Here is a 19,172-nt window from a genome sequence, read left to right as displayed (position 1 = left end):
GCGCGCCGGCACGGCGGGCCAGAGCTTTTTAGTAAGCCGGGTAGCTAAAGCGGGCCTGGCGAGCGTCGCTGGTCAGGTTGCGGAAATCCTTGCCGCTGACATGCACCAGCGTCCTGTGGTCGCCGCCCTCGAAATAGATGTCGTCGGCCTTGCCGAGGCTTTCATCGAGAATCACCGGCACATCGTAGGCCCCGCCGATCGGCGGGACGGCGCCGGTGTCGCAATCCTCGAAGAGCGAAACCACCTCGTCTTCGGAGGCCAGGCCGATACGCTGGTCCATGACGTCCTGCAACGTGCCGAGCTCGATCCTGTGGGTGCTGGGGACCACGGCCAGCGCATAGCCGCCGTCGTGGTGAACGACCACCGATTTGGCCATTATGCTGCCGGGCACATGCGCCGCTATCGCCGACTGCCTGCTTGTCGACGTGCGGTGGTGCTCGACGGTTTCATAGGAAATTCCTTTCCCGTCGATAAAGTCCTTCAGTCTGTTTGCGATCGTCATCCTGAGCCTCCCTTGCTGGAGTTCGCGACGCATGTGGAAACGAGGGCAATCATTCTGCTTCTGTCGTTTCCCGTACCAACGAAAATGGGCCAGCTGTCGATTGTTTCAAGGCAAAGGGGAGCGGACCGCAAATAGCGCTCCCAACTCTTTAGGGGAGACGCTGTCGACAAACCTTGTGCCCGGATTGCGCGTCAGGGCTCGGCCCCAAAAAACACCATCCGGGTGAGAAGCGTGTAATCCGATTCGAAGACCATCATTGCCACGAACACCAGCACCAGTATCGGCGGCAATATGATCGCATATGTCAGCGCCAGCCGTTCCCAGGCCATGTGCATAAAGACGGCGACGATCAGCCCGGCCTTGAGCATCATGAAGATCAGGATCAGCGACCATCTGAGATAGCCCTGGAGGCCGACATAATCGACCAGATAGGAGCAGGCGCTGAGGATGAACAGCCATGCCCAGACCACCAGATAGAGCTTGATCGGGTGCTCCTGGTGAACCTCCGCCGGGGCGATGCCAGTCGCTGCCGGATCATGCGCTTGAGCTCCGTGCAGCGTGTGTTGCCCCAGGCCGTTTGCGGTTGCTTCAGCCATATCTGCCTCTCACCAAAGCCATGTCTGCCTCTCACCAAAGATAGAAGAATGCGAAAATGAACACCCAGACCAGGTCGACGAAATGCCAGTAGAGCCCCATGATCTCGACGTTCTCATAGCTGCCCCTGCGGCTGGTGAAGAACCCGGGCCGTCCCGTGTCGTAATCTCCGCGCCAGACCTTTCGCGCCACGATGATCAGGAAGATCACCCCGAACGTCACATGGGTGCCGTGGAAGCCGGTGATCATGAAGAAGGATGATCCGAACTGTGCCGCCCCCCACGGGTTGCCCCAGGGCCGTACCCCTTCGCTGATCAGCTTGGTCCATTCGAAAGCCTGCATGCCGACGAAGGTCGCGCCGAGTGCTGCTGTCAGAAGCATGAGGATCGCGGTTTTGCGGCGGTCGCGGCGATAGCCGAAATTCACCGCCATCGCCATCGTTCCGCTGCTCGAGATCAGCACGAAGGTCATGATGGCGATAAGGATCAGCGGAACATTCGAGCCGCCAATATGAAGGGCAAAAACCTCGCTCGGATTGGGCCACGGCACCCGGGTAGACATGCGCGCGGTCATGTAGGAGAGCAGGAAGCAGCCGAAGACGAAGGTGTCGCTGAGTAGGAAGATCCACATCATGGCCTTGCCCCAGGACACGTTCTTGAACGCGCGCTGATCCGACGACCAGTCGGCGGCGACGCCTTGCAAGCCCGCCGGCCGCGGCTGTGTTTGGCCGATATGCGTCACTGTCGTCTCTGCCATCCGCCCGGCCCTCCTAGGTCAGCAACTGTCGGCAAATCGCGATAAAGGTCGCGGCCCAGCCGGCCAGAAGCGCGAAGATGGCGAGCCAGACGAAAAGCAGGAAATGCCAGTACATGGCGCATAGTTCGACGCTGAGGCGAAGCCGCTCCGGCCGGGCTCCGTTCCAGGCGCCGGCAGTTGTTCTGCTCAAGGCGACCAGCCCTCCCAGTATGTGCAGGCCATGCATCCCGGTTATCAGGTAGAAAAAACTGTTGGCCGGATTGGCGGTCAGCAAGTAGCCGTCGGCGGTCAGTTCCCGCCATGCCACAAGCTGTCCGATCAGGAAGGCAAGCGTGGTGAGCCCAGCCGTGACGAGGCCGAGCCTGACCGTGTCGATTTGGCCCCGGCGCGCGGCGACCGAGGCGCATTGCAGCGCGATGCTGCTCAGGACCAGCACGCCGGTGTTGAACCAGAGCACGCGCGGTAGCGGCAGCGCCTGCCAGTCCGACAGCGCCATGCGCATGAAATAGGCGCTGGTGAAAAGCGCAAACAGGCAGCCGACGACGGCGAGGAAGACGCCGAGGCCGATCTTGGCGGTCGGCAGCGCCGATCCTTCCGGGCCGATAATATCCCCGATCACGCCTTGCTCGAGCCATGGCTTGGCCATCAGCCGCTGGTGGGAAAGCCACCATCCGGCAAAGCCGACGATCACGAGGAGGAAGACCAGAATGACGCTCATGCCGGCTCTCTCGAGGATCCGAAGGAGCCCGGCATGTTTTGCGGTATAAAATCCTCCTTGGCGCCCGGCACGCTGTAGTCATAGGCCCAGCGATAGACGATCGGCAGCTCCTTGCCGAAATTGCCATGGGCGGGCGGTGTTTGCGGCGTCTGCCATTCGAGCGTCGTGGCGCGCCATGGATTGCCGCCGGCCTCCCGGCCATGGCGGATGCTCCAGATCAGATTGAACAGGAACACCATCTGGGCAAAGCCGACCATGAAAGCCATGATGCTGATGAACGAGTTCAGGTGGTGGGCCGATTCCGTCATCACCGTCATGTCGGTCAGCTCGTTGTAGCGCCGCGGCACGCCCATCAGGCCGATGTAGTGCATGGGAAAGAAAATCAGGTAGGCGCCGAGGAAGGTGACCCAGAAATGGAACTGGCCCATTGCCTCGTTCAGCATCCGGCCAGTGACCTTCGGGTACCAGTGATAGATCGCCCCGAAGATCACGAGAATCGGGGCGACGCCCATGACCATATGGAAGTGGGCAACGACGAACATCGTGTCCGATAGCGGAACGTCGACGACGACATTGCCGAGAAACAATCCGGTCAGCCCACCATTGACGAAGGTGACGATGAAGGCCAGGGCAAAAAGCATCGGTATGGTGAGGTGGATGTCGCCGCGCCACAGCGTCAGCACCCAATTGTAGACCTTGATCGCGGTCGGGACGGCAATGATCAACGTCGTGGTGGCGAAGAAGAAGCCGAAATAGGGATGCATGCCGCTGACATACATGTGGTGCGCCCAGACCACGAAGCTCAGCGCGCCGATGCCGACGATCGCCCAGACCATCATCCGGTAGCCGAAGATGTTCTTACGCGCATGAGTGCTGATCAGGTCGGATACAATGCCGAAGGCCGGCAGCGCCACGATGTAGACCTCGGGGTGGCCGAAGAACCAGAACAGATGCTGGAACAGGATCGGGCTGCCGCCGCCGTGCTGCAATTGCTCGCCCATCTCGACGATCGCCGGCATGAAGAAGCTGGTGCCGAGCGCGCGGTCGAACAACATCATCACGCAGGCGACAAACAGCGCCGGGAAGGCGAGCAGCGCCATGACGGTCGCGGTGAAGATGCCCCAGACAGTCAGCGGCAGGCGCATCAGCGTCATGCCGCGCGTGCGGCCCTGCAGCACCGTCACGACATAGTTCAAGCCGCCCATCGTGAAGCCGATGATGAACAGGATCAGCGAGATGAGCATCAGCATGATGCCCCAGTCCTGGCCGCCTGGTGTGCCGGTCATGATCGCCTGCGGCGGGTAGAGCGTCCAGCCGGCACCCGTCGGTCCGCCGGGCGCAAAGAAGCTCGACACCAAAACCAGCACGGCGAGCAGGTAGATCCAGTAGCTCAGCATGTTGACATAGGGAAAGACCATGTCGCGCGCGCCGACCATCAGTGGGATCAGGTAGTTGCCGAAGCCGCCCAGGAAGAGTGCCGTGAGCAGGTAGATCACCATGATCATGCCGTGCATGGTGATGAACTGGTAGTAGGCTTCCGGGGTGATGAAGTCGAACGTGCCGGGGAAGCCGAGCTGCAGCCGCATCAGCCAGGACAGCACCAGCGCCACCAGGCCGATTGCCGTCGCCGTCGCCGAATACTGGATGGCAATGACCTTGGCGTCCTGCGAGAAGACGTATTTCGTCCACCAGCTGTGCGGATGGTAGAGTTCCATTTCCGCGACTTCGGCCGGCGGTACCGCATCTGCAGGTGTGATATCGACCATAGGAACACCTCCGTGCCCTTTTCGGCCAGGCTCGATAGTTTCGAGCCCTGCCGCAATTTCAACCCACGTCGCCGTCTCTCACGGCGTCTACTCTGCCGAGCCCACCTGCTGGGGGGCCGACAATTGCGCAAAAGTCTGCTGTTCGCCGAGCCACGCCGTATAATCTTCCTGCGTGTCGACCATGACCACACCATGCATCAAAGGATGCCCCTGGCCGCAAAGTTCGGCGCACAGGACCTGGAAGGTTCCGGTCTTGGTCGGGGTGAACCAGAAATAGGTGACCGAGCCCGGGATCATGTCCATCTTGGCGCGGAATTCAGGGACATAGAAATCGTGGAGCACGTCGATCGAGCGAAGCAGCATCTTGACCGGCTTGCCAACCGGCAGATGCAGATCGGCAGCTTCGACCACGACATCGTCTTGGCCATTGGGGTCGCTGGCGATGACGCCCAGCGGATTTTCAGCGCTGACGTTGCGGGTGTCGGATGTGCCGAGCTTGCCGTCCTTGCCGGGCAGGCGAAAACTCCATTGCCATTGTTGGCCGACGACTTCGACCTCGGTTGCGTCGCTTGGGACGTTGACGAACTGGTTCCAGACGAACAGGCCCGGAACCAGCATGGCCGTGACCCCGATTGCGGTGACGATCGTCAGCCACCATTCGAGCCGCTTGTCCTCGGGTTTGTATGCCGCCTGATTGCCTTCCCGATGACGGAAGCGGAAGACGCAATAGGCCATGAATAGGACGACGGCGGCGAAGACGACGCCGGTGATCCAAAAGGTGATGATGATGGTGTTGTCGATATAGTCCCAGTTCGAGGCAATCGGCGTCCACCACCATGGGCTCAGGAAGTGGAACAACACTGAGCCCACAACTACCAAAACGAGTACAAGCGCGATGGCCATATCCCGTTTCCTCCCGGCACTCCAAGGGCGCGAAGCCGTCCCAGGAAATGCCGAGTGCATCATAGCTCGATTTCCGGTCGAAATTCTAGTGCGGTCTTCCGGTCAGCCGAAAAGGCAATGGCGATGATGTGGATAAACCTAAGAAGAAGAGGGCTGCGGCGAAGAAAAAACCTGCTGAGAGCGCCGAACAACACGGCATTCCGCCGAATTGTGAAAGGACGCCCTCAATGCGGCCTTTTTCGTTGTGATCTTAGAGCGACGTGCGGCCACTTGGACGCACAAAGTACACTCTGAACTCTTATTTCTACGCATCCTGTTGTCCGAGAATCGATTCCGATTTTCGGGCGGATGCGGTAGCGACAGATTCGCGCCCAACCAGTGGTGGCGGCTGGCGATACGAGGTTTTGATCATTATCTGCGCTGTGTTGCAAAGTGCAGGGTTGGAGGCATCGTTGAAGCTATTCGTCGGTATTGGAGGCGCGGTCGCCACAGCGTTCCTCCTCGTCTCGGTCTGCGGCATCGCCCAGGCCGACAGCGTTCTTGACAACTGGCGGTTCGACACCGGCAGCGGTGGTCTGGTCACGGCCTCGCTGCATGCCACCAACAAGCTCATCACCGGCGGCGGTGCCTTGAGCTACAGCCCGGTCCTGACCATTGCCTGCCGGGCGAATGGCGAACCGCGCTGGAGCGAATGGCTGCAGTTGAACGACGCCGTTTCCGCCAGCCGGACCATCACCGTGTCGGTTACCGTCGACAAGGCCAGCAAGGTCAACGAAAGCTGGTCGGTCGGCCCGCGGGGCCGCACGCTGGTTCGGGATGGTGCCGACGGTATCAGGCGTTTGGTTTCCGCAGACCGACTCCTGCTGTCCTGGCGGTTCGGGCTGCTGTCGGGGCGAGGCGAGGCCGATTTCGACCTTGCCGGGTTCAGCGAGGCCGTCGGCCAGATCGCCGGCACCTGCAACACCGAGTTGCCGTGATCGGATCAGCAGCGCTCGCCTTGACCGCTAAGAGATCCAGTGAGTTATTCCAGCGCAAACGTCTCGAACGCACCCGCGCAGCCAGCGGTGCGCCGGATCGGCATCGAGCCGCGGGTGCCACAAAAGTGAAACCGCGATTTCCGGCAAGGGAACCGGCAGAGGGAAACAGAACATTCCGTCGCGCAGGTTTCCCGAATAGCGTTCGGGAACGCTGGCGATCAGGTCCGAGGCACGCGCCAGGGCCAGAGCTTCCGAAAAGCCGCCGACGACCGTCACGATCTCCCGTTTCAACCCTAACGGCTCAAGGGCATCGTCGATCGGTCCCCTGTCGAGCCCGCGGCGGGAGACGAGGATGTGCCGGCCGGCTGCATAGCGGGCAGGGGTGATCGTGATCTCGCACAATGGATGCCCCACCCGCACGACACCGACGAAACGATCACGGAACAGCGCTTGCGCGCGCACCTCCGGTCCCGTGGCCTTTCCGACGACGCCGGTTTCGAGGTCTACGCTGCCGTCGCGCAGGGGCGTGCTGTCCTTGTCAGGCTTCAGCACAAAACGCAGCCGCACGCCCGGTGCTTGTTCGCCTACGCGCGCAATGAGATCCGGTCCGAAATTCTCGACAAAGCCATCCCTGTTTCTAAGGGTGAAGGTTCGCACGAGCCGTTTCAGGTCGAGCGTCGCAACAGGACGCAGAACGGCTTCGGCGTCCTGCACAATTTGACCGACGCGCTCGCGGAGCTCGATGGCCCGGGGCGTGGGAACGAGGCCGCGTCCAGCCCTGACCAACAGCGGATCGCCGGTCGTCTCACGCAATCGCGCCAGCGCCCGGCTCATCGCCGACGGACTCAGCCGCAACCTCTTGGCGGCGCGCGCAACGCTGCCTTCCGTCAGCAGCACATCAAGGGTGACAAGCAGATTGAGATCGGGATGCGACATCAACGGATCGTAGCAGCCCGGCACGATATAACATAGCGTGAAACGCAATGATTAAGTGCGAATGATGCATCTTCCGCCATGTCTAGCAAAGGACTACGTGTCTGCCAGCTCCGTTTCGGGAGTAGCCAGAAAACGGAGCTCATGTTGAAGCCAATCGATGCAGGACGGGCAGTCGCCGGAGATACGGAACGGGGACCTTCGGTTCGGTGGGCGCTCGCCAGCCTCTCGCTGTCCATGTTGCTGTCCTCACTCGGCATCAGCATCGCCAACGTTGCCTTGCCGACCTTGGCGCAGGCGTTCAACGCTTCGTTCCAGGAAGTCCAGTGGATCGTGCTGGCGTATCTCCTCGCCATCACCACCACGATCGTCAGCGTCGGACGGCTCGGCGACCTCATCGGCGGCCGGCGGCTGCTGCTGGCCGGGCTCTTCCTGTTCACAGTGGCCTCGGTCCTGTGTGGCGTCGCGCCGACGCTCTGGCTGCTGATTGCCGCCCGGGCGTCGCAGGGAGTAGGGGCGGCCATCATGATGACCCTGACCATGGCTTTTGTCGGTGAGACGGTTCCGAAGGCCAAGACCGGCAGCGCCATGGGGCTGCTCGGAACGATGTCGGCGATCGGCACCGCTCTCGGTCCATCGCTCGGCGGCCTTCTGATTGCCGGAGCCGGTTGGCGGGCGATCTTCCTGGTCAACGTGCCGCTGGGTTTGCTGGCTTTTGTTCTCGCCTATCGCTATCTGCCGGCTGATCGCCGGGGGCCGAAGACTGATCGGACCGGCTTCGACGTTGTGGGCACGCTGCTGCTTGCCCTAGCGCTTGGCGCCTATGCGCTCGCGATGACGGTCGGGCGTGGCAGTTTTGGTCCGCTCAACATGGCCCTATTGGTGGCAGCCGTTTTCGGAGCCGGCTTCTTTGTGCTTGTGGAGGCAAGAGTGGCGTCGCCTTTGATCCGATTGGCCGCATTCGGCGATGCGATGCTGAGTGCGAGCCTCGCCATGAGCGCGCTCGTTGCGACGGTGATGATGGCGACGCTGGTGGTCGGGCCGTTCTATCTGTCTCGTGCGCTCGGGCTCGACGCGGCTCTTGTTGGGATCATCATGTCGGTCGGTCCGCTTGTCGCCGCGCTGACCGGTGTGCCAGCTGGCCGTATAGCGGACCGTTTTGGCGCTGCGCGCATGACCATCATTGGGCTCATCGCGATAGCGGCCGGTTGCTTCATTCTGTCCATGATGCCGGCAACGCTCCCTGGCTACATCGCCCCGATTGCAATCATCACATCAGGCTATGCGCTGTTCCAAACGGCCAACAACACCGCCGTCATGTCGGATATCCGCCCGGACCAGCGGGGCGTCATTTCCGGATTGCTCAATTTGTCGCGCAACCTCGGGCTCATTACCGGCGCATCAGTCATGGGCGCCGTGTTCGCATTTGCCTCAGTGACGTCCGACATCACGACGGCGCGCCCGGAGGCCGTTGCCGCCGGTATGCGGATCACGTTCGCGGTCGCGACGATACTGATCGTCGTCGCGCTCGCCATCGCGGTTGGAAGCCGTGCTCTAGCGGCACGCGCTTCGATGTCTGGCGTGTCATGACACCGTAGTCCGAACGCAAACCGGATGCTTCGACGAGATGCCGGTGCATGTTCAGATCGGGCGTCAGATCAGCAGCAGGCCCTTCCCGTCATTACAATTGTTCTTACTCGTCAAAGCCGCTTGGATCGTCCGGCAAATCTGCGTCCTAGCCTGCGACTTGGTGCAGGCCTGCCTGAAACTCGGTAAGAGCCGCCTGCACGTGACTTGAAAAGGGCTTCTCTGTTTCGTCGGCGTGCCAGTTCTCCAGCGCAACTTTCCAGATGGCCGCGCCTATCTCTGCTACGGCGCGCGAAAACGAGGGCCGGATACCCCGCTGCTGTAGAGCCAGATCGATTGCGGAAGCGAGCTTATGCAGCTTCATCAGTTCCCGCTCCTGCAGGTCGCCATGCGTGAATATCAGACGCTGGCGCAGCTTTACGATAGCGCGGTGGCCGTCGATGAAGGGAGCGACCGATTCAAAGGCGCGAGCCACCATTGTCAGTGGATGCACGCCGGCGCGGGCTCTCGCTATTTCGTTTGCTATCGTGACCTGGTGATCACCGGCTCGCCAGAACATGACTTCTCGCTTGTCGGTGAAGTAGCGGTAGAACGTCCGCTCCGTTAGCCCGGCTTCCGCAGCAATCTCTGGAACAGTCGTTGCAGCGTAGCCCTGTTGCCTGAAAAGACTATATGCGGCGGCCTCGAACCGCTCGCGCGCATTTTCTGCCCTCTTGACCATTCCAAACCCTTCTCAGTTTTGTGAACATACGACAATTGTCAGGATCTGACAATGATGCTAAAGATTGTCAGAGCCTGCCAATGTGGCACGAGTGCTAGGGCTCGTACGCTTGGTCAATGCGGCGGCGAACACGCACAATGGTCCGACCTTCGGCGCAAAGTTCGCAAGCACAATCACGGCTCCAACTTGGAAGCGCGAAGAGGGATGCCCGATAATGGAAGACGAACGGTCCGAGACTACACAAACCTGCGGCGTCACGCGTCGCGTTGTGCTCGCTAGCGGAGCTGGGGCTGCCGCTGCGAGCATCTTGCCACTCGAGCAACGAACCCAAGCACAACAGCAGTTCGCGCGTGCCGAAACCGGCCAAACGGTTCAAGTCTCGGCGAACGTGAACGGCCGGCCGGTGGTCCTTGAGATCGATGCCCGCGCTTCTCTCCTCGATTTGCTGCGTGAGCGGCGAGAGCTGACCGGGACCAAGAAGGGCTGCGATCACGGACAGTGTGGGGCTTGCACGGTTCATCTGGATGGCCGGCCTGTCTCGTCCTGTCTCACGCTGGCGGCCAAGATCGATGGACGGCAGGTCACCACGATCGAGGGCCTCGCCGAAGGCGCGGACCTTCACCCAATGCAGCAGGCCTTCATAGACAATGATGCGCTTCAATGTGGGTATTGCACGCCGGGACAGATCATGTCCGCGGTCGCCTGCGTGACTGGAGGGCATGCGACCAGTCCAGATGCAATCCGCGAGTTCATGAGTGGGAACATCTGTCGATGCGGCGCCTATGTCGGGATTCTCGCGGCCATCCAGCAAGCAGCCAAGGTCATGGAGGACTGAAAGATGAGGGCATTGAGCTACACCGTTGCCCCCTCTGCCGAAGCCGCCGTGGCACGTTTTGCGGCGGCCCAAGGATCGGCGCGATATATCGCCGGTGGCACCAACCTGTACGACCTGATGAAGCTCGGGATTGAGCACCCGGCTCATCTGATCGACGTCAGCCGAATCGACGGCATGGACGCGATCGAAACAGACGGCGACATTCTGCGCTTCGGTGGCCGCGCTCTGATGACCGATGTAGCCTACACGCCGGTCGTGCGCGACCAGTATCCCGTGCTTTCTGAAAGTCTGCTCAAGGCTGCGTCACAGCAGTTGCGGAACATGGCCACGGTGGGCGGCAACCTTCTGCAACGCACCCGCTGCGTGTACTTTCGCAACGGTGCGGGATCGACCTCGATGGTTGGCGTTTATCCTTGCAACAAGCGCGAGCCTGGCTCCGGTTGCTCGGCCATCGGCGGGCTCGATCGCACTCATGCCGTTCTTGGCACAAGTGAGGCTTGCACCGCGGTGGCGCCTGGCGACTGGCCGGTCGCACTGATGGCGATGGACGCGACGATCGAGATGCTCGGGCCTGAGGGTCCGCGTAACCTTCCGATTGCTGAATTCTACCGTCTCCCAGGTGATACGCCCCACCGCGAGTTCAATCTTCATCCGGGCGAACTGGTGACGGCGATCACCGTCCGGAAAACGCCTGCCGGCCGTGCATCGACCTATCATAAAATCCGCGACCGCGAGAGTTATGCCTTCGCATTGGCCTCCGCTGCGGTGGCACTCGAGATGGATGGCGCCACCGTCCGCACCGCCCGCATTGCGCTCGGCGGTGTCGCGACCACACCTTGGCGATCCCGCGCCGCCGAAGCGATTGTTGCTGGTTCACCACTCACACCTGAACTTGCTCTTCGGGCCGGAAGGGCGGCTTTCGCCGACGCCCGAGGCGGTCAGCACAATGCATTCAAGATCGAACTCGGCGCGAGAGTTATCGCCGATGCGCTGATCATCGCCGCTGAAAGGAGGGCGTAATGCCTACGCAAGCCTTCCCGGAAATTGCACGTGTCGATGCGAGAGACAAAGTTCTCGGCCGGGCGCAGTACGGTGCCGACGTTAAGAAGCCCGGAATGCTATATGCCATGCTGGTGCCTGCGACTATTGCGAAAGGCAAGGTAAGTGCCCTCGATGTAGCGCCTGCCATGGAAACGCCCGGTGTTGTCCAAGTGCTGGGCATAGGAGATTTCCCGGCACTTCGTGCAGAGATATCGTATCGGGGCCAGCCCATTGCGCTGGTAGTTGCCGAGACCGTCGAAGCGGCGATCGAAGGCGCCGAAGCGGTGACGGCGGTTTACGAGACGGCGCCCTATATTCCGTTGATGACAAGCCCTGGTGCGCAACGCGTAGATGCCGAGGGATTCAACGCAGGCGACGTCGATCGGGCATTCCAAAACGCAGCGACAATCGTCGAGGGCATCTTCGAGACGCCAACCCAGCATCACAATGCCATGGAGTTGTTTGGCACCGTTGCGGAATGGACTGATGGACGACTGACGGTATACGAGGGATGTCAAAATCTTGACGCCGTCAAGGCGGCGCTAATGAAAGCATTCGAGCTTTCACCCGATCAGATCGCCGTGAAATCAGAACAAGTCGGCGGTGGGTTCGGGCAAAAATCTCCTCCAAAAATGCAGACGTTCCTGGTCGCACACGCGGCACGGTTGATACGGCGCCCGGTAAAGCTGGTGACGCCTCGCGGGCAACTCTTCCATATAGCCAACTATCGGCCGCGCAGTGTCCACACCATCCGTCTTGCTGCCAGCGCGGAAGGGCGTCTGCAGGCCATCATTTACGACGTGGTGCAAGAAAACATTCCGGACGGCGGCTTTCGCTCGACCGGCTACCATGAAGATATCGCCCGCTTGTATGCGATCGAGAACTTTCGGGCGACTGCAGGTGACATCCACATCGACCGTCAGATGCCGCGCCACACAAGGGGCACGCATCCCTTTCCTGCCGGCTTTGCATTGGAAAGCGTGATCGATGAGATGGCCTACAAGCTTGGCAAGGACCCCGTTGAGCTTCGTCTTGAACACGAGGCTAAGAACGACATCATCGCTGGCCAACCTCTATCGCCGCACTTTCTGAACGACTGCCTGAGAGAGGGGGCCAGCCGCTTCGGCTGGAGCAGGCGTCTTCCTGAACCGGGATCTATGCGACTGGCCGACGGGACGTTGGTCGGCCTTGGAGTGGCGTGCGGCATCTTCGGTGCGTCGATGTCTGCGAGCGAGGCAACCCTCAGGGTCAGGGCCGATGGCACAACACGCATGATCAGCTCCGGACATGAGATGGGCCAAGGAATACTGACTGCGATCGCTAATGTCATCATCCAGGGTCTCGACATCAACCCCGATCGTCTGGAAGTCCTGCTCGGCGACACTACGTTGGGCCCACAGCTCGCCACGGTCGGCGAGCGCGGGACGGCCAGCTGTGTCCCAACGGCCGCAAAGGCGGTGGAGGCTCTACGCGCCAGGTTTGCCGAACTCGCCGGGGCCAATCCGCCAGCCGGCAATTTGCACCAACAGCTCGCGCGCCTGAAGCGCCCCTATATCGAGGTCAAGGTTTCAGAGCTGGCGCCAGGTCAAGACGCGTCGGCCATCGAGGCCTACCGCACCGGCGGCCGTGCAGGCGCAGGGCCCGATTACCCCGGCTTCACGTCCATGAGCTATATCGCGCAGTTCGTGGAGATTCACATCGACGCGACGACCCGGCGGATCCGCATGCCGCGCGCGGTCAGCATCGCGGACGTGGGGCGGGTCGTAAGCCCGAGGACCGCGAAGGGCCAGATGTACGGCGGTGTCGTCTGGGGGTTCAGCACAGCGCTTCGGGAAGAGTCGGAAGTCGATCCGCGCTTTGCCGGTTACCTCAATGACGATCTCGCCGACTACGTGATGGCGGTGAACGCCGATATCGGTGAGGTGGATGTCGGGCTGATAGATAAGCCTGATCCCAGGATCAACTCGGTCGGTGTGAAAGGAATGGGCGAGTTGGTGATGCTCGGAACAGCGCCTGCGATCGCTAATGCCATCTATCACGCAACAGGCAAACGCTTACGAAAACTGCCGATACGCATAAACGACGTGCTCTGACGAAGGAGAGCCGTCGAGCACTTGTTTTAACCCAACTTGCAATCCGTCTAGTTACCTTGGAGGCAAATATGCCCGCTTTGCAGATACCCTACATCCGAAACTTTGCACCTCATATTCTGAGTGTCTTGCGCATTTTTGCAGCAGGATCATTCTTCACCCATGGCACCATGAAGCTTTTCAGCTGGCCTGCACCCTTTGAATATCCTCTCAACCCGTTGCTGTCCGCGGCCGGAGTTCTCGAAGTGGTTGGCGGCCTTCTATTGGTATTTGGCCTCTTCGCCCGCCCGGTTGCCTTCCTGCTTTCGGGATCCATGGCCTTCGCATACTTCATCGCGCACAGCTCGAATGGTTTCTTCCCGGTACTCAATCACGGCGAAGCAGCGATGCTGTATTGCTTCCTGTTTCTCTACATTTCCGCCGCCGGGCCGGGTGTCTGGAGCTTGGATGCGCTCCGGGAGCGCAAGGCTGGAACAACTTCGTCCCGCCTGGAGACGGCGACGTGATGTGATTGGCGCGCGGTCGGCCTACAGCCATTCAATGGAGAGCGTCTATGGAGAGTCGAGATTTCGATCGAAGAGCCAGTGCTGGCCACATCCTCGATGAGGTGCCGGGAACGGACGGGCGCGGTGTAGAAATCGCAGTGGTTCGGGCCTCGATGATCGCTCTCGCATTCACCATGCTCGGCTCCATATCGCTGCTGATCTCCTCCGGTGTTCACGCCCAGTCGTCTCGCTCAGTGGGCTCGCCGACATCGTGCGTAATGCCCGCGGCCACCCCCGTCGAGATTGCTTCGGGGCTCAATATACCCTGGTCCGCCGTGCGCGTCGGCAGCGAGGTGCTCGTCAGTCAGCGTGGTACTGGGGAGATCGTGGCGTTTCGGCTTGGCGAAACGCTACGGTCGGTCGGCACCGTGCCTGACGTCGTAGCCCGAGGCGATGGCGGGATGCTTGGACTTGCGGTGCTCACAGAGGGCACGAACGTCTGGCTCTACGCTTACCACAGCACGACCTCGGGCAATCGCATCGTGCGGATGGCGTACAGCGAAGGCGCGCTCGGTGAAGTGCAACCCGTCCTTGACGGATTGCCAGGAGGGCGCGGTCACAACGGCGGGCGCATCGAGTTTGGTCCTGACGGGATGCTCTATGCCACGGTGGGCGAGACGAGAAATCCCAATCTCTCGCAGGATCCAAACTCACTTGCTGGCAAGATCCTCCGCATGACGCCTACCGGCGGCGTCCCAACGGATAACCCTGTGAGAGGCTCTCTCGTCTACTCCCTTGGACACCGCAATTCTCAAGGACTGGCGTGGGATCACAGGGGACAGCTGTGGGCGACCGATTTTGGGGATGATGGATGGGACGAACTCAACCGCGTTGAGCCGGGAGGAAATTACGGGTGGCCGGTCATCGAAGGCAGGGGAGGCAACCCTGCTTACATAGACCCTGTCATGCAGTGGCATACGCAGGAAATGGGTCCAAGCGGGCTCGCCTACGTTGACGGCACCTTCTTCGTTGCAGGTCTGACAGGGCAGCGGCTGTGGTCGGTGACAATCGACGCCGCGGGCAATCCCGAAGCAACGGCCCACTACGCCGGCGAGTTTGGGCGTGTTCGTCATGTATTCGAGGGAAGCGACGGCAACCTGTGGTTCCTGACGAACGGGCGACGTGGCGACCCCGGTGGGCAGGTTCTTTCGGTCTCGCTCGGGCGCGTGGCCGCGTCCGAATGCTCACGCGTTTCGGCTGCCGGTGGCCGGGGTGGAGTTCCCGCAACAGTCCCATGAACCTCGGCAAACATAAGAGGGAGATGTCAATTGGCTCGGAACCTTCTTTCCTTAGCGGCCATCGCTTCGCTATCCCTGCCAATATCGCTCGCACTCGCCCAGCCGGTGAGTCAGCAATGCGTGAACAGCGAGGTAGCCGAGAGGGAAGTCCTCGAGCTAGATTCCATGCGCATCGACGCATTGCTTCGCAACGACGTGGAGTTTCTGGAAGAGATCACTGCCGACGACTATTCTCATGTCGAAAGCTCTGGTGGCGCTCGCAACAAATCGCAATTCATCGCAGGCCGTAGGGGTGAACGCGCGCTGTTTTCCACCTTCGTCATCGACGAAAACAAAGCGATGATCTACTGCAATGTCGCCGTTGTCGTTGGACGTTATCACAATGCGTACAGAACAAGCGGGGGATCTTCCGTAGTGAAGAGAGCCCGGCACCTTCGCGTATACGTTCATGAAAATGGGCAATGGAGGAATGTGGCGCATCAAGCGACCGAAATCGGCAGGGCCGATTGATCGAAATGTCTTCCGATTCAAGATGGCTGGCGGGAAGCGTGCAGCTATGGCGCGTCGGCGGTCGGTTTCTGATGGAAGCGTTCTCTTCAAGCGGATTGCCGAGGTTATCGGGCGCCGCCTAGGTCGAGCTGTCGAGCTGTCGAGTCGCGGGCTGGCGAGCTCTTCCGCTGGTTCGCCATCATGGCAGGCGCGAACATGGTGAAGCCAGCGCCGGACGCTTCCGACGAGAAGCCGATGCATATTTCAAATCGGGTGTCAGATCAGCAGCAGGCCCTTCATGCTGGCATGACCCTTCTTGCCGATGATGATGTGATCATGAACGGCGATGCCGAGCGGTTTGGCCGTCTCGATGACCAGCTTGGTCATCTCGATGTCGGCGCGCGACGGCGTCGGGTCGCCTGACGGATGATTATGCGCCAGAATGATTGCCGTGGCGGAGAGTTCGAGCGCGCGTTTGACCACTTCACGCGGATAGACCGGCGTGTGGTCGACGGTGCCGACCTGCTGCACCTCGTCGGCGATCAGCGCGTTCTTCTTGTCGAGAAACAGGATTCGGAACTGCTCGCGCTCCTCGAAGGCCATGACTGACCGGCAGTATCCGAGAACCTGCGTCCAGGACGACAAGACCTCGCGGCCTTTGATCTCGCTACGTGCCGCGCGTTGGGCGGTCGCGGCAACGACCTTTAGGTCGAGTGCCACCGCCGGGCCGATGCCCCCGACCTCCTCAAGTCGCGCGACAGGCGCGCCAAGCACCTCGGCCAGCGTGCCGAAGCGCGCCAGCAGCGCCTTGGCGACGGGCTTGGTGTCGGCGCGGGGGATCAGGCGAAAGAGCAGGAGTTCCAGCAATTCGTAGTCGGGGAGGGCGTCGGAACCCGCGGCCGCGAACCGTTGGCGCAAGCGGTCGCGATGACCGAGATAATGCGGCTTTTCGACCGACCTGGCTTTCGCGAGCGATTTTGTCGGTCTCTCGGGAAAGAAACCCCGCTCGTCGTCGTCGCTGGTTTTCCCCATAGCCGCCCGTATCCAGCATTTTTGCCGGGCAGATGCCCCGCCCGACTTGACACTATGCTGGCAAGCCCGGGCGGTCGAGGTTTTTTGGCGACAGCGTGAAGATCTCGCATCCGGTCTCGGTGACGCCGATCGTGTGCTCGTACTGCGCCGACAGCGAGCGGTCGCGCGTCACCGCCGTCCAGCCGTCCGACAGCACTTTTACGTGCGGCCGGCCGAGATTGATCATTGGTTCGACGGTGAAGATCATGCCCGGCCGCATCTCGACGCCCTCGCTGGCGTTGCCATAGTGCAGGATGTTCGGGGCATCGTGAAAGAGCTGGCCGACGCCGTGGCCGCAGAAATCGCGCACCACCGAGCAGCGCTCGCCTTCGGCATAGGTTTGGATGGCGGCGCCGATGGCGCCGGTGCGGGCGCCGGGCTTGATCGCGGTGATGCCGCGCATCAGGCATTCATGCGTGACCTCGAGCAGGCGCTCGGCGGCGCGCTTGATCGTGCCCACCGGATACATGCGCGAGGAATCGCCATGCCAGCCGTCGAGGATGTAGGTGACATCGATGTTGACGATGTCGCCGTCCTTCAACGGCTTGTTGTCGGGAATGCCATGGCAGACGACGTGGTTGATCGAGGTGCAGGACGACTTCGTGTAGCCGCGATAGTTGAGCGTCGCCGGCAATGCGCCGTGATCCATGCCGAACTCGAAGACGAAGCGGTCGATGGTTTCGGTGGTGATGCCCGGCGCGACGATCGACACCAGCTCGTCGAGGCAGCGCGCGGTGAGGTCGCAGGCCTTGCGCATGCCGGCAAAGCCTTCTTCGCCATAGAGGCGGATCTGGCCGGTGTTTCTGAGCGGTGCCGTGGCGGCGTCGAGATAGGTGACCATTGTGTCCGTCTTGCCGGAAGAAAGGGCTTCTAATGAGCCTGTGAGAAAAGTCTCTCAGATTTGGCACCGGACGGCGCCAGGTTCAAGGACGAACTGCCGACGACGGGCACAAGCCGGCGAAATTCATGCGTTGCGGCTTCACCTTGTGCCTGTCCAGGGTGTTCGTCCGCACTGACGACATATTTCTGAGCAAGAAGCGTGGCCCGAGCAAGAAGCCGGTCAAGGCAACCTTTTTGCAACGAGCGGCGTTGCTGCGGGAACGCTGCTCGGGAGAGACACGAATGGACAGATTGCAATTCGAGGTGCCGGTGCGCATCACGACCGCGCCTGGCCTGCCGGTCGAGGAAATATACAGCGTCGAACAGGCGCTGGATTTCCTGCAAGGCTGGCCGGTTCGCCGGCAGGGCCCGGTCTATCAGGCTGCGTTCAATGCCTGCTTCGGCGCCACGGTCGACCTCGTCGACACCGAGGAGGCTTGCCGGGCGTTCATGACGTTCTGCCGGGTGAGCCGCCTCCTGGCCAGGGATATGATGGTTCCGGGCAAGCGTTCTGGCGAGGCGAGGGGGCTGAGGGCTTAAAGCGCGTCGCGTTCGAACGGGCTCATGCGACGCGCTTTAAGCTCTTGTTTTTATGCATGTCGTTATCGCAAAACCGCTGCGCATTTTTGCGCGACATGCATTAGCGCCAGCTGGGCTCCAGGTTCTTGAGGAACCGTTCGAAGATCGGGTCGAACCGGTCCGGCGAATCCCAGAACGGCGCGTGGCCGGAATTGCTGATCAGGTGTTTCTTGCCTTCCCAGAGGTTGGAGAAGGCAATCGTATCGACGAAGTCGGTGTTGACGAACGGTTCGTCGGCGCCATTGAGGACCGCGATCGGCGGTGTCTTGCCGGCGACGATCGCGCTCTGGTCCTTGCCTTCGCCAGCCGCGAATTTGCCGAGCATCAGTCTGCGCGCGCGGCCATCGGTGCGCGCGACGGCATTGCGGAGCAGCTGGTCATAGGGCTCGCCGCAGGTTGAATGCGCATAAGCGTCGATATCTTCTTCGGTGAGGGTCTCCTTGCCGGCCAGGCCCATATGCGGGCTGGGCTTGAAGCCATTGTCGAGATCGGCGCCGGCGACCGGCGGCGTGCCGGTGATCATCAGACCGAGCATGCCGGGATAGCGGTCGATCATCTCCAACCCGATATGACCGCCCAGCGACCAGCCGAAGACCGCTGCTTTTTCGACGCCAAGCCCGTTCATCACCTCGGTCATGGCGTCGGCGTAACCCGGCATTGAGTAGCTGCGATCCGGATCGACCGCGTCGCAGGACTCGCCATGACCGGGAAGATCGACCGCGATCAGATGGTAGGTTGCGCCGATCCTGCCGTCGAACTGATTGCGGAAGACGGCGCCCGACGACGAATTGCCGTGGATCATCAGCACCGGCATGCCGGTGCCGGCGCTTTCGCGCACGGCTAGCATGCCGTGACTGGTTTCGATCGTCTTTATCGTGGTCGCCATCCCTGTCTCCATTCGCCCTGTCTCGATTCGCTTGGCCGCTGCAGTTCCGCGAACTGCTTAGC

At 61.1% G+C, this 19,172-nt stretch carries 20 protein-coding genes; 9 read left to right on the top strand and 11 right to left on the bottom strand.

Annotated features, from left to right (window positions below; translation table 11 throughout):
• Positions 1–28 precede the first annotated feature (28 nt).
• The 6 genes from EN885_RS20545 to coxB all read right to left on the bottom strand — a co-directional run bounded on the left by EN885_RS20545 (position 29) and on the right by coxB (position 5,239).
• Positions 29–502, bottom strand: coding sequence for an aminoacyl-tRNA deacylase (locus EN885_RS20545; protein ID WP_095485450.1), 474 nt, complete (start codon positions 500–502; stop codon positions 29–31).
• A gap of 191 nt (positions 503–693) precedes the next feature.
• Positions 694–1,098: a cytochrome C oxidase subunit IV family protein gene (locus EN885_RS20540; RefSeq protein ID WP_095485449.1), complete on the bottom strand. Its 405-nt coding sequence runs from the start codon at positions 1,096–1,098 to the stop codon at positions 694–696.
• A 31-nt stretch (positions 1,099–1,129) separates the two neighbouring features.
• Positions 1,130–1,852: a heme-copper oxidase subunit III family protein gene (locus EN885_RS20535; RefSeq protein WP_126106237.1), complete on the bottom strand. Its 723-nt coding sequence runs from the start codon at positions 1,850–1,852 to the stop codon at positions 1,130–1,132.
• 13 nt (positions 1,853–1,865) lie between these two features.
• Positions 1,866–2,570, bottom strand: coding sequence for a cytochrome c oxidase subunit 3 (locus EN885_RS20530; RefSeq protein ID WP_128242698.1), 705 nt, complete (start codon positions 2,568–2,570; stop codon positions 1,866–1,868).
• Positions 2,567–4,336, bottom strand: coding sequence for a cytochrome c oxidase subunit I (gene ctaD, locus EN885_RS20525; RefSeq protein WP_127294104.1), 1,770 nt, complete (start codon positions 4,334–4,336; stop codon positions 2,567–2,569). The genes EN885_RS20530 and ctaD overlap by 4 nt, the downstream gene beginning before the upstream one ends.
• A gap of 87 nt (positions 4,337–4,423) precedes the next feature.
• Positions 4,424–5,239: a cytochrome c oxidase subunit II gene (gene coxB / locus EN885_RS20520; RefSeq protein ID WP_095485445.1), complete on the bottom strand. Its 816-nt coding sequence runs from the start codon at positions 5,237–5,239 to the stop codon at positions 4,424–4,426.
• 452 nt (positions 5,240–5,691) lie between these two features.
• Between coxB and EN885_RS20515 the strand changes: the two genes are divergently transcribed.
• The gene (locus EN885_RS20515) at positions 5,692–6,216 is read left to right on the top strand and encodes a hypothetical protein (RefSeq protein ID WP_095485589.1); all 525 of its coding nucleotides are present in this window, start codon (positions 5,692–5,694) and stop codon (positions 6,214–6,216) included.
• 27 nt (positions 6,217–6,243) lie between these two features.
• On the opposite strand, the gene EN885_RS20510 is transcribed toward EN885_RS20515, so the two are convergent.
• Entirely contained in the window at positions 6,244–7,152 is a 909-nt protein-coding gene (locus EN885_RS20510) for a LysR family transcriptional regulator (RefSeq protein WP_128335211.1), read from the bottom strand.
• 141 nt (positions 7,153–7,293) lie between these two features.
• Here EN885_RS20510 and EN885_RS20505 point away from each other — a divergent pair, with 141 nt between their 5' ends.
• Positions 7,294–8,739 (top strand): MFS transporter, encoded by a 1,446-nt coding sequence (locus tag EN885_RS20505; protein WP_128242700.1) that lies wholly within the window; start codon positions 7,294–7,296, stop codon positions 8,737–8,739.
• 145 nt (positions 8,740–8,884) lie between these two features.
• Here EN885_RS20505 and EN885_RS20500 read toward each other — a convergent pair whose 3' ends face one another.
• Entirely contained in the window at positions 8,885–9,457 is a 573-nt protein-coding gene (locus tag EN885_RS20500; RefSeq protein ID WP_126106243.1) for a TetR/AcrR family transcriptional regulator, read from the bottom strand.
• Positions 9,458–9,671: 214 nt separating this feature from the next.
• Here EN885_RS20500 and EN885_RS20495 point away from each other — a divergent pair, with 214 nt between their 5' ends.
• The 6 genes from EN885_RS20495 to EN885_RS20470 all read left to right on the top strand — a co-directional run bounded on the left by EN885_RS20495 (position 9,672) and on the right by EN885_RS20470 (position 15,716).
• Complete coding sequence (locus EN885_RS20495) at positions 9,672–10,292, top strand: (2Fe-2S)-binding protein (RefSeq protein WP_128242701.1); 621 nt, start codon at positions 9,672–9,674, stop codon at positions 10,290–10,292.
• A gap of 3 nt (positions 10,293–10,295) precedes the next feature.
• Entirely contained in the window at positions 10,296–11,312 is a 1,017-nt protein-coding gene (locus EN885_RS20490; RefSeq protein WP_128242702.1) for a xanthine dehydrogenase family protein subunit M, read from the top strand.
• Positions 11,312–13,426 carry a xanthine dehydrogenase family protein molybdopterin-binding subunit gene (locus EN885_RS20485; RefSeq protein ID WP_128242703.1) on the top strand — a complete coding sequence of 705 codons (2,115 nt, stop codon included), beginning with the start codon at positions 11,312–11,314 and terminating at the stop codon, positions 13,424–13,426. Before EN885_RS20490 ends, EN885_RS20485 begins: the two co-directional genes overlap by 1 nt.
• 68 nt (positions 13,427–13,494) lie before the next feature.
• On the top strand, positions 13,495–13,929 hold the full coding sequence (locus tag EN885_RS20480) for a DoxX family protein (protein WP_127204883.1): 435 nt from the start codon (positions 13,495–13,497) through the stop codon (positions 13,927–13,929).
• 47 nt (positions 13,930–13,976) lie between these two features.
• Entirely contained in the window at positions 13,977–15,206 is a 1,230-nt protein-coding gene (locus tag EN885_RS20475) for a PQQ-dependent sugar dehydrogenase (RefSeq protein ID WP_128242704.1), read from the top strand.
• Between the two features lie 30 nt (positions 15,207–15,236).
• Positions 15,237–15,716, top strand: a complete 480-nt coding sequence (locus tag EN885_RS20470; protein ID WP_128242705.1) for a nuclear transport factor 2 family protein — start codon at positions 15,237–15,239, stop codon at positions 15,714–15,716.
• A gap of 255 nt (positions 15,717–15,971) precedes the next feature.
• On the opposite strand, the gene radC is transcribed toward EN885_RS20470, so the two are convergent.
• Positions 15,972–16,727: a DNA repair protein RadC gene (gene radC / locus EN885_RS20465; protein ID WP_128242706.1), complete on the bottom strand. Its 756-nt coding sequence runs from the start codon at positions 16,725–16,727 to the stop codon at positions 15,972–15,974.
• Between the two features lie 52 nt (positions 16,728–16,779).
• On the bottom strand, positions 16,780–17,607 hold the full coding sequence (gene map / locus EN885_RS20460) for a type I methionyl aminopeptidase (protein WP_128242707.1): 828 nt from the start codon (positions 17,605–17,607) through the stop codon (positions 16,780–16,782).
• Positions 17,608–17,888: 281 nt separating this feature from the next.
• Between map and EN885_RS20455 the strand changes: the two genes are divergently transcribed.
• Entirely contained in the window at positions 17,889–18,185 is a 297-nt protein-coding gene (locus EN885_RS20455) for a DUF982 domain-containing protein (RefSeq protein ID WP_128242708.1), read from the top strand.
• Positions 18,186–18,285: 100 nt separating this feature from the next.
• Here EN885_RS20455 and EN885_RS20450 read toward each other — a convergent pair whose 3' ends face one another.
• On the bottom strand, positions 18,286–19,110 hold the full coding sequence (locus tag EN885_RS20450) for an alpha/beta hydrolase (protein WP_128242709.1): 825 nt from the start codon (positions 19,108–19,110) through the stop codon (positions 18,286–18,288).
• Positions 19,111–19,172 lie beyond the last annotated feature (62 nt).

Origin of the sequence: Mesorhizobium sp. M6A.T.Cr.TU.014.01.1.1 (assembly GCF_004022765.1) — a bacterium.
GTDB classification, from domain to species: Bacteria; Pseudomonadota; Alphaproteobacteria; order Rhizobiales; family Rhizobiaceae; genus Mesorhizobium; species Mesorhizobium mediterraneum.
Note: the sequence above shows the minus strand (reverse complement) of the source record. Positions and strands in the feature narration are given on the sequence as shown.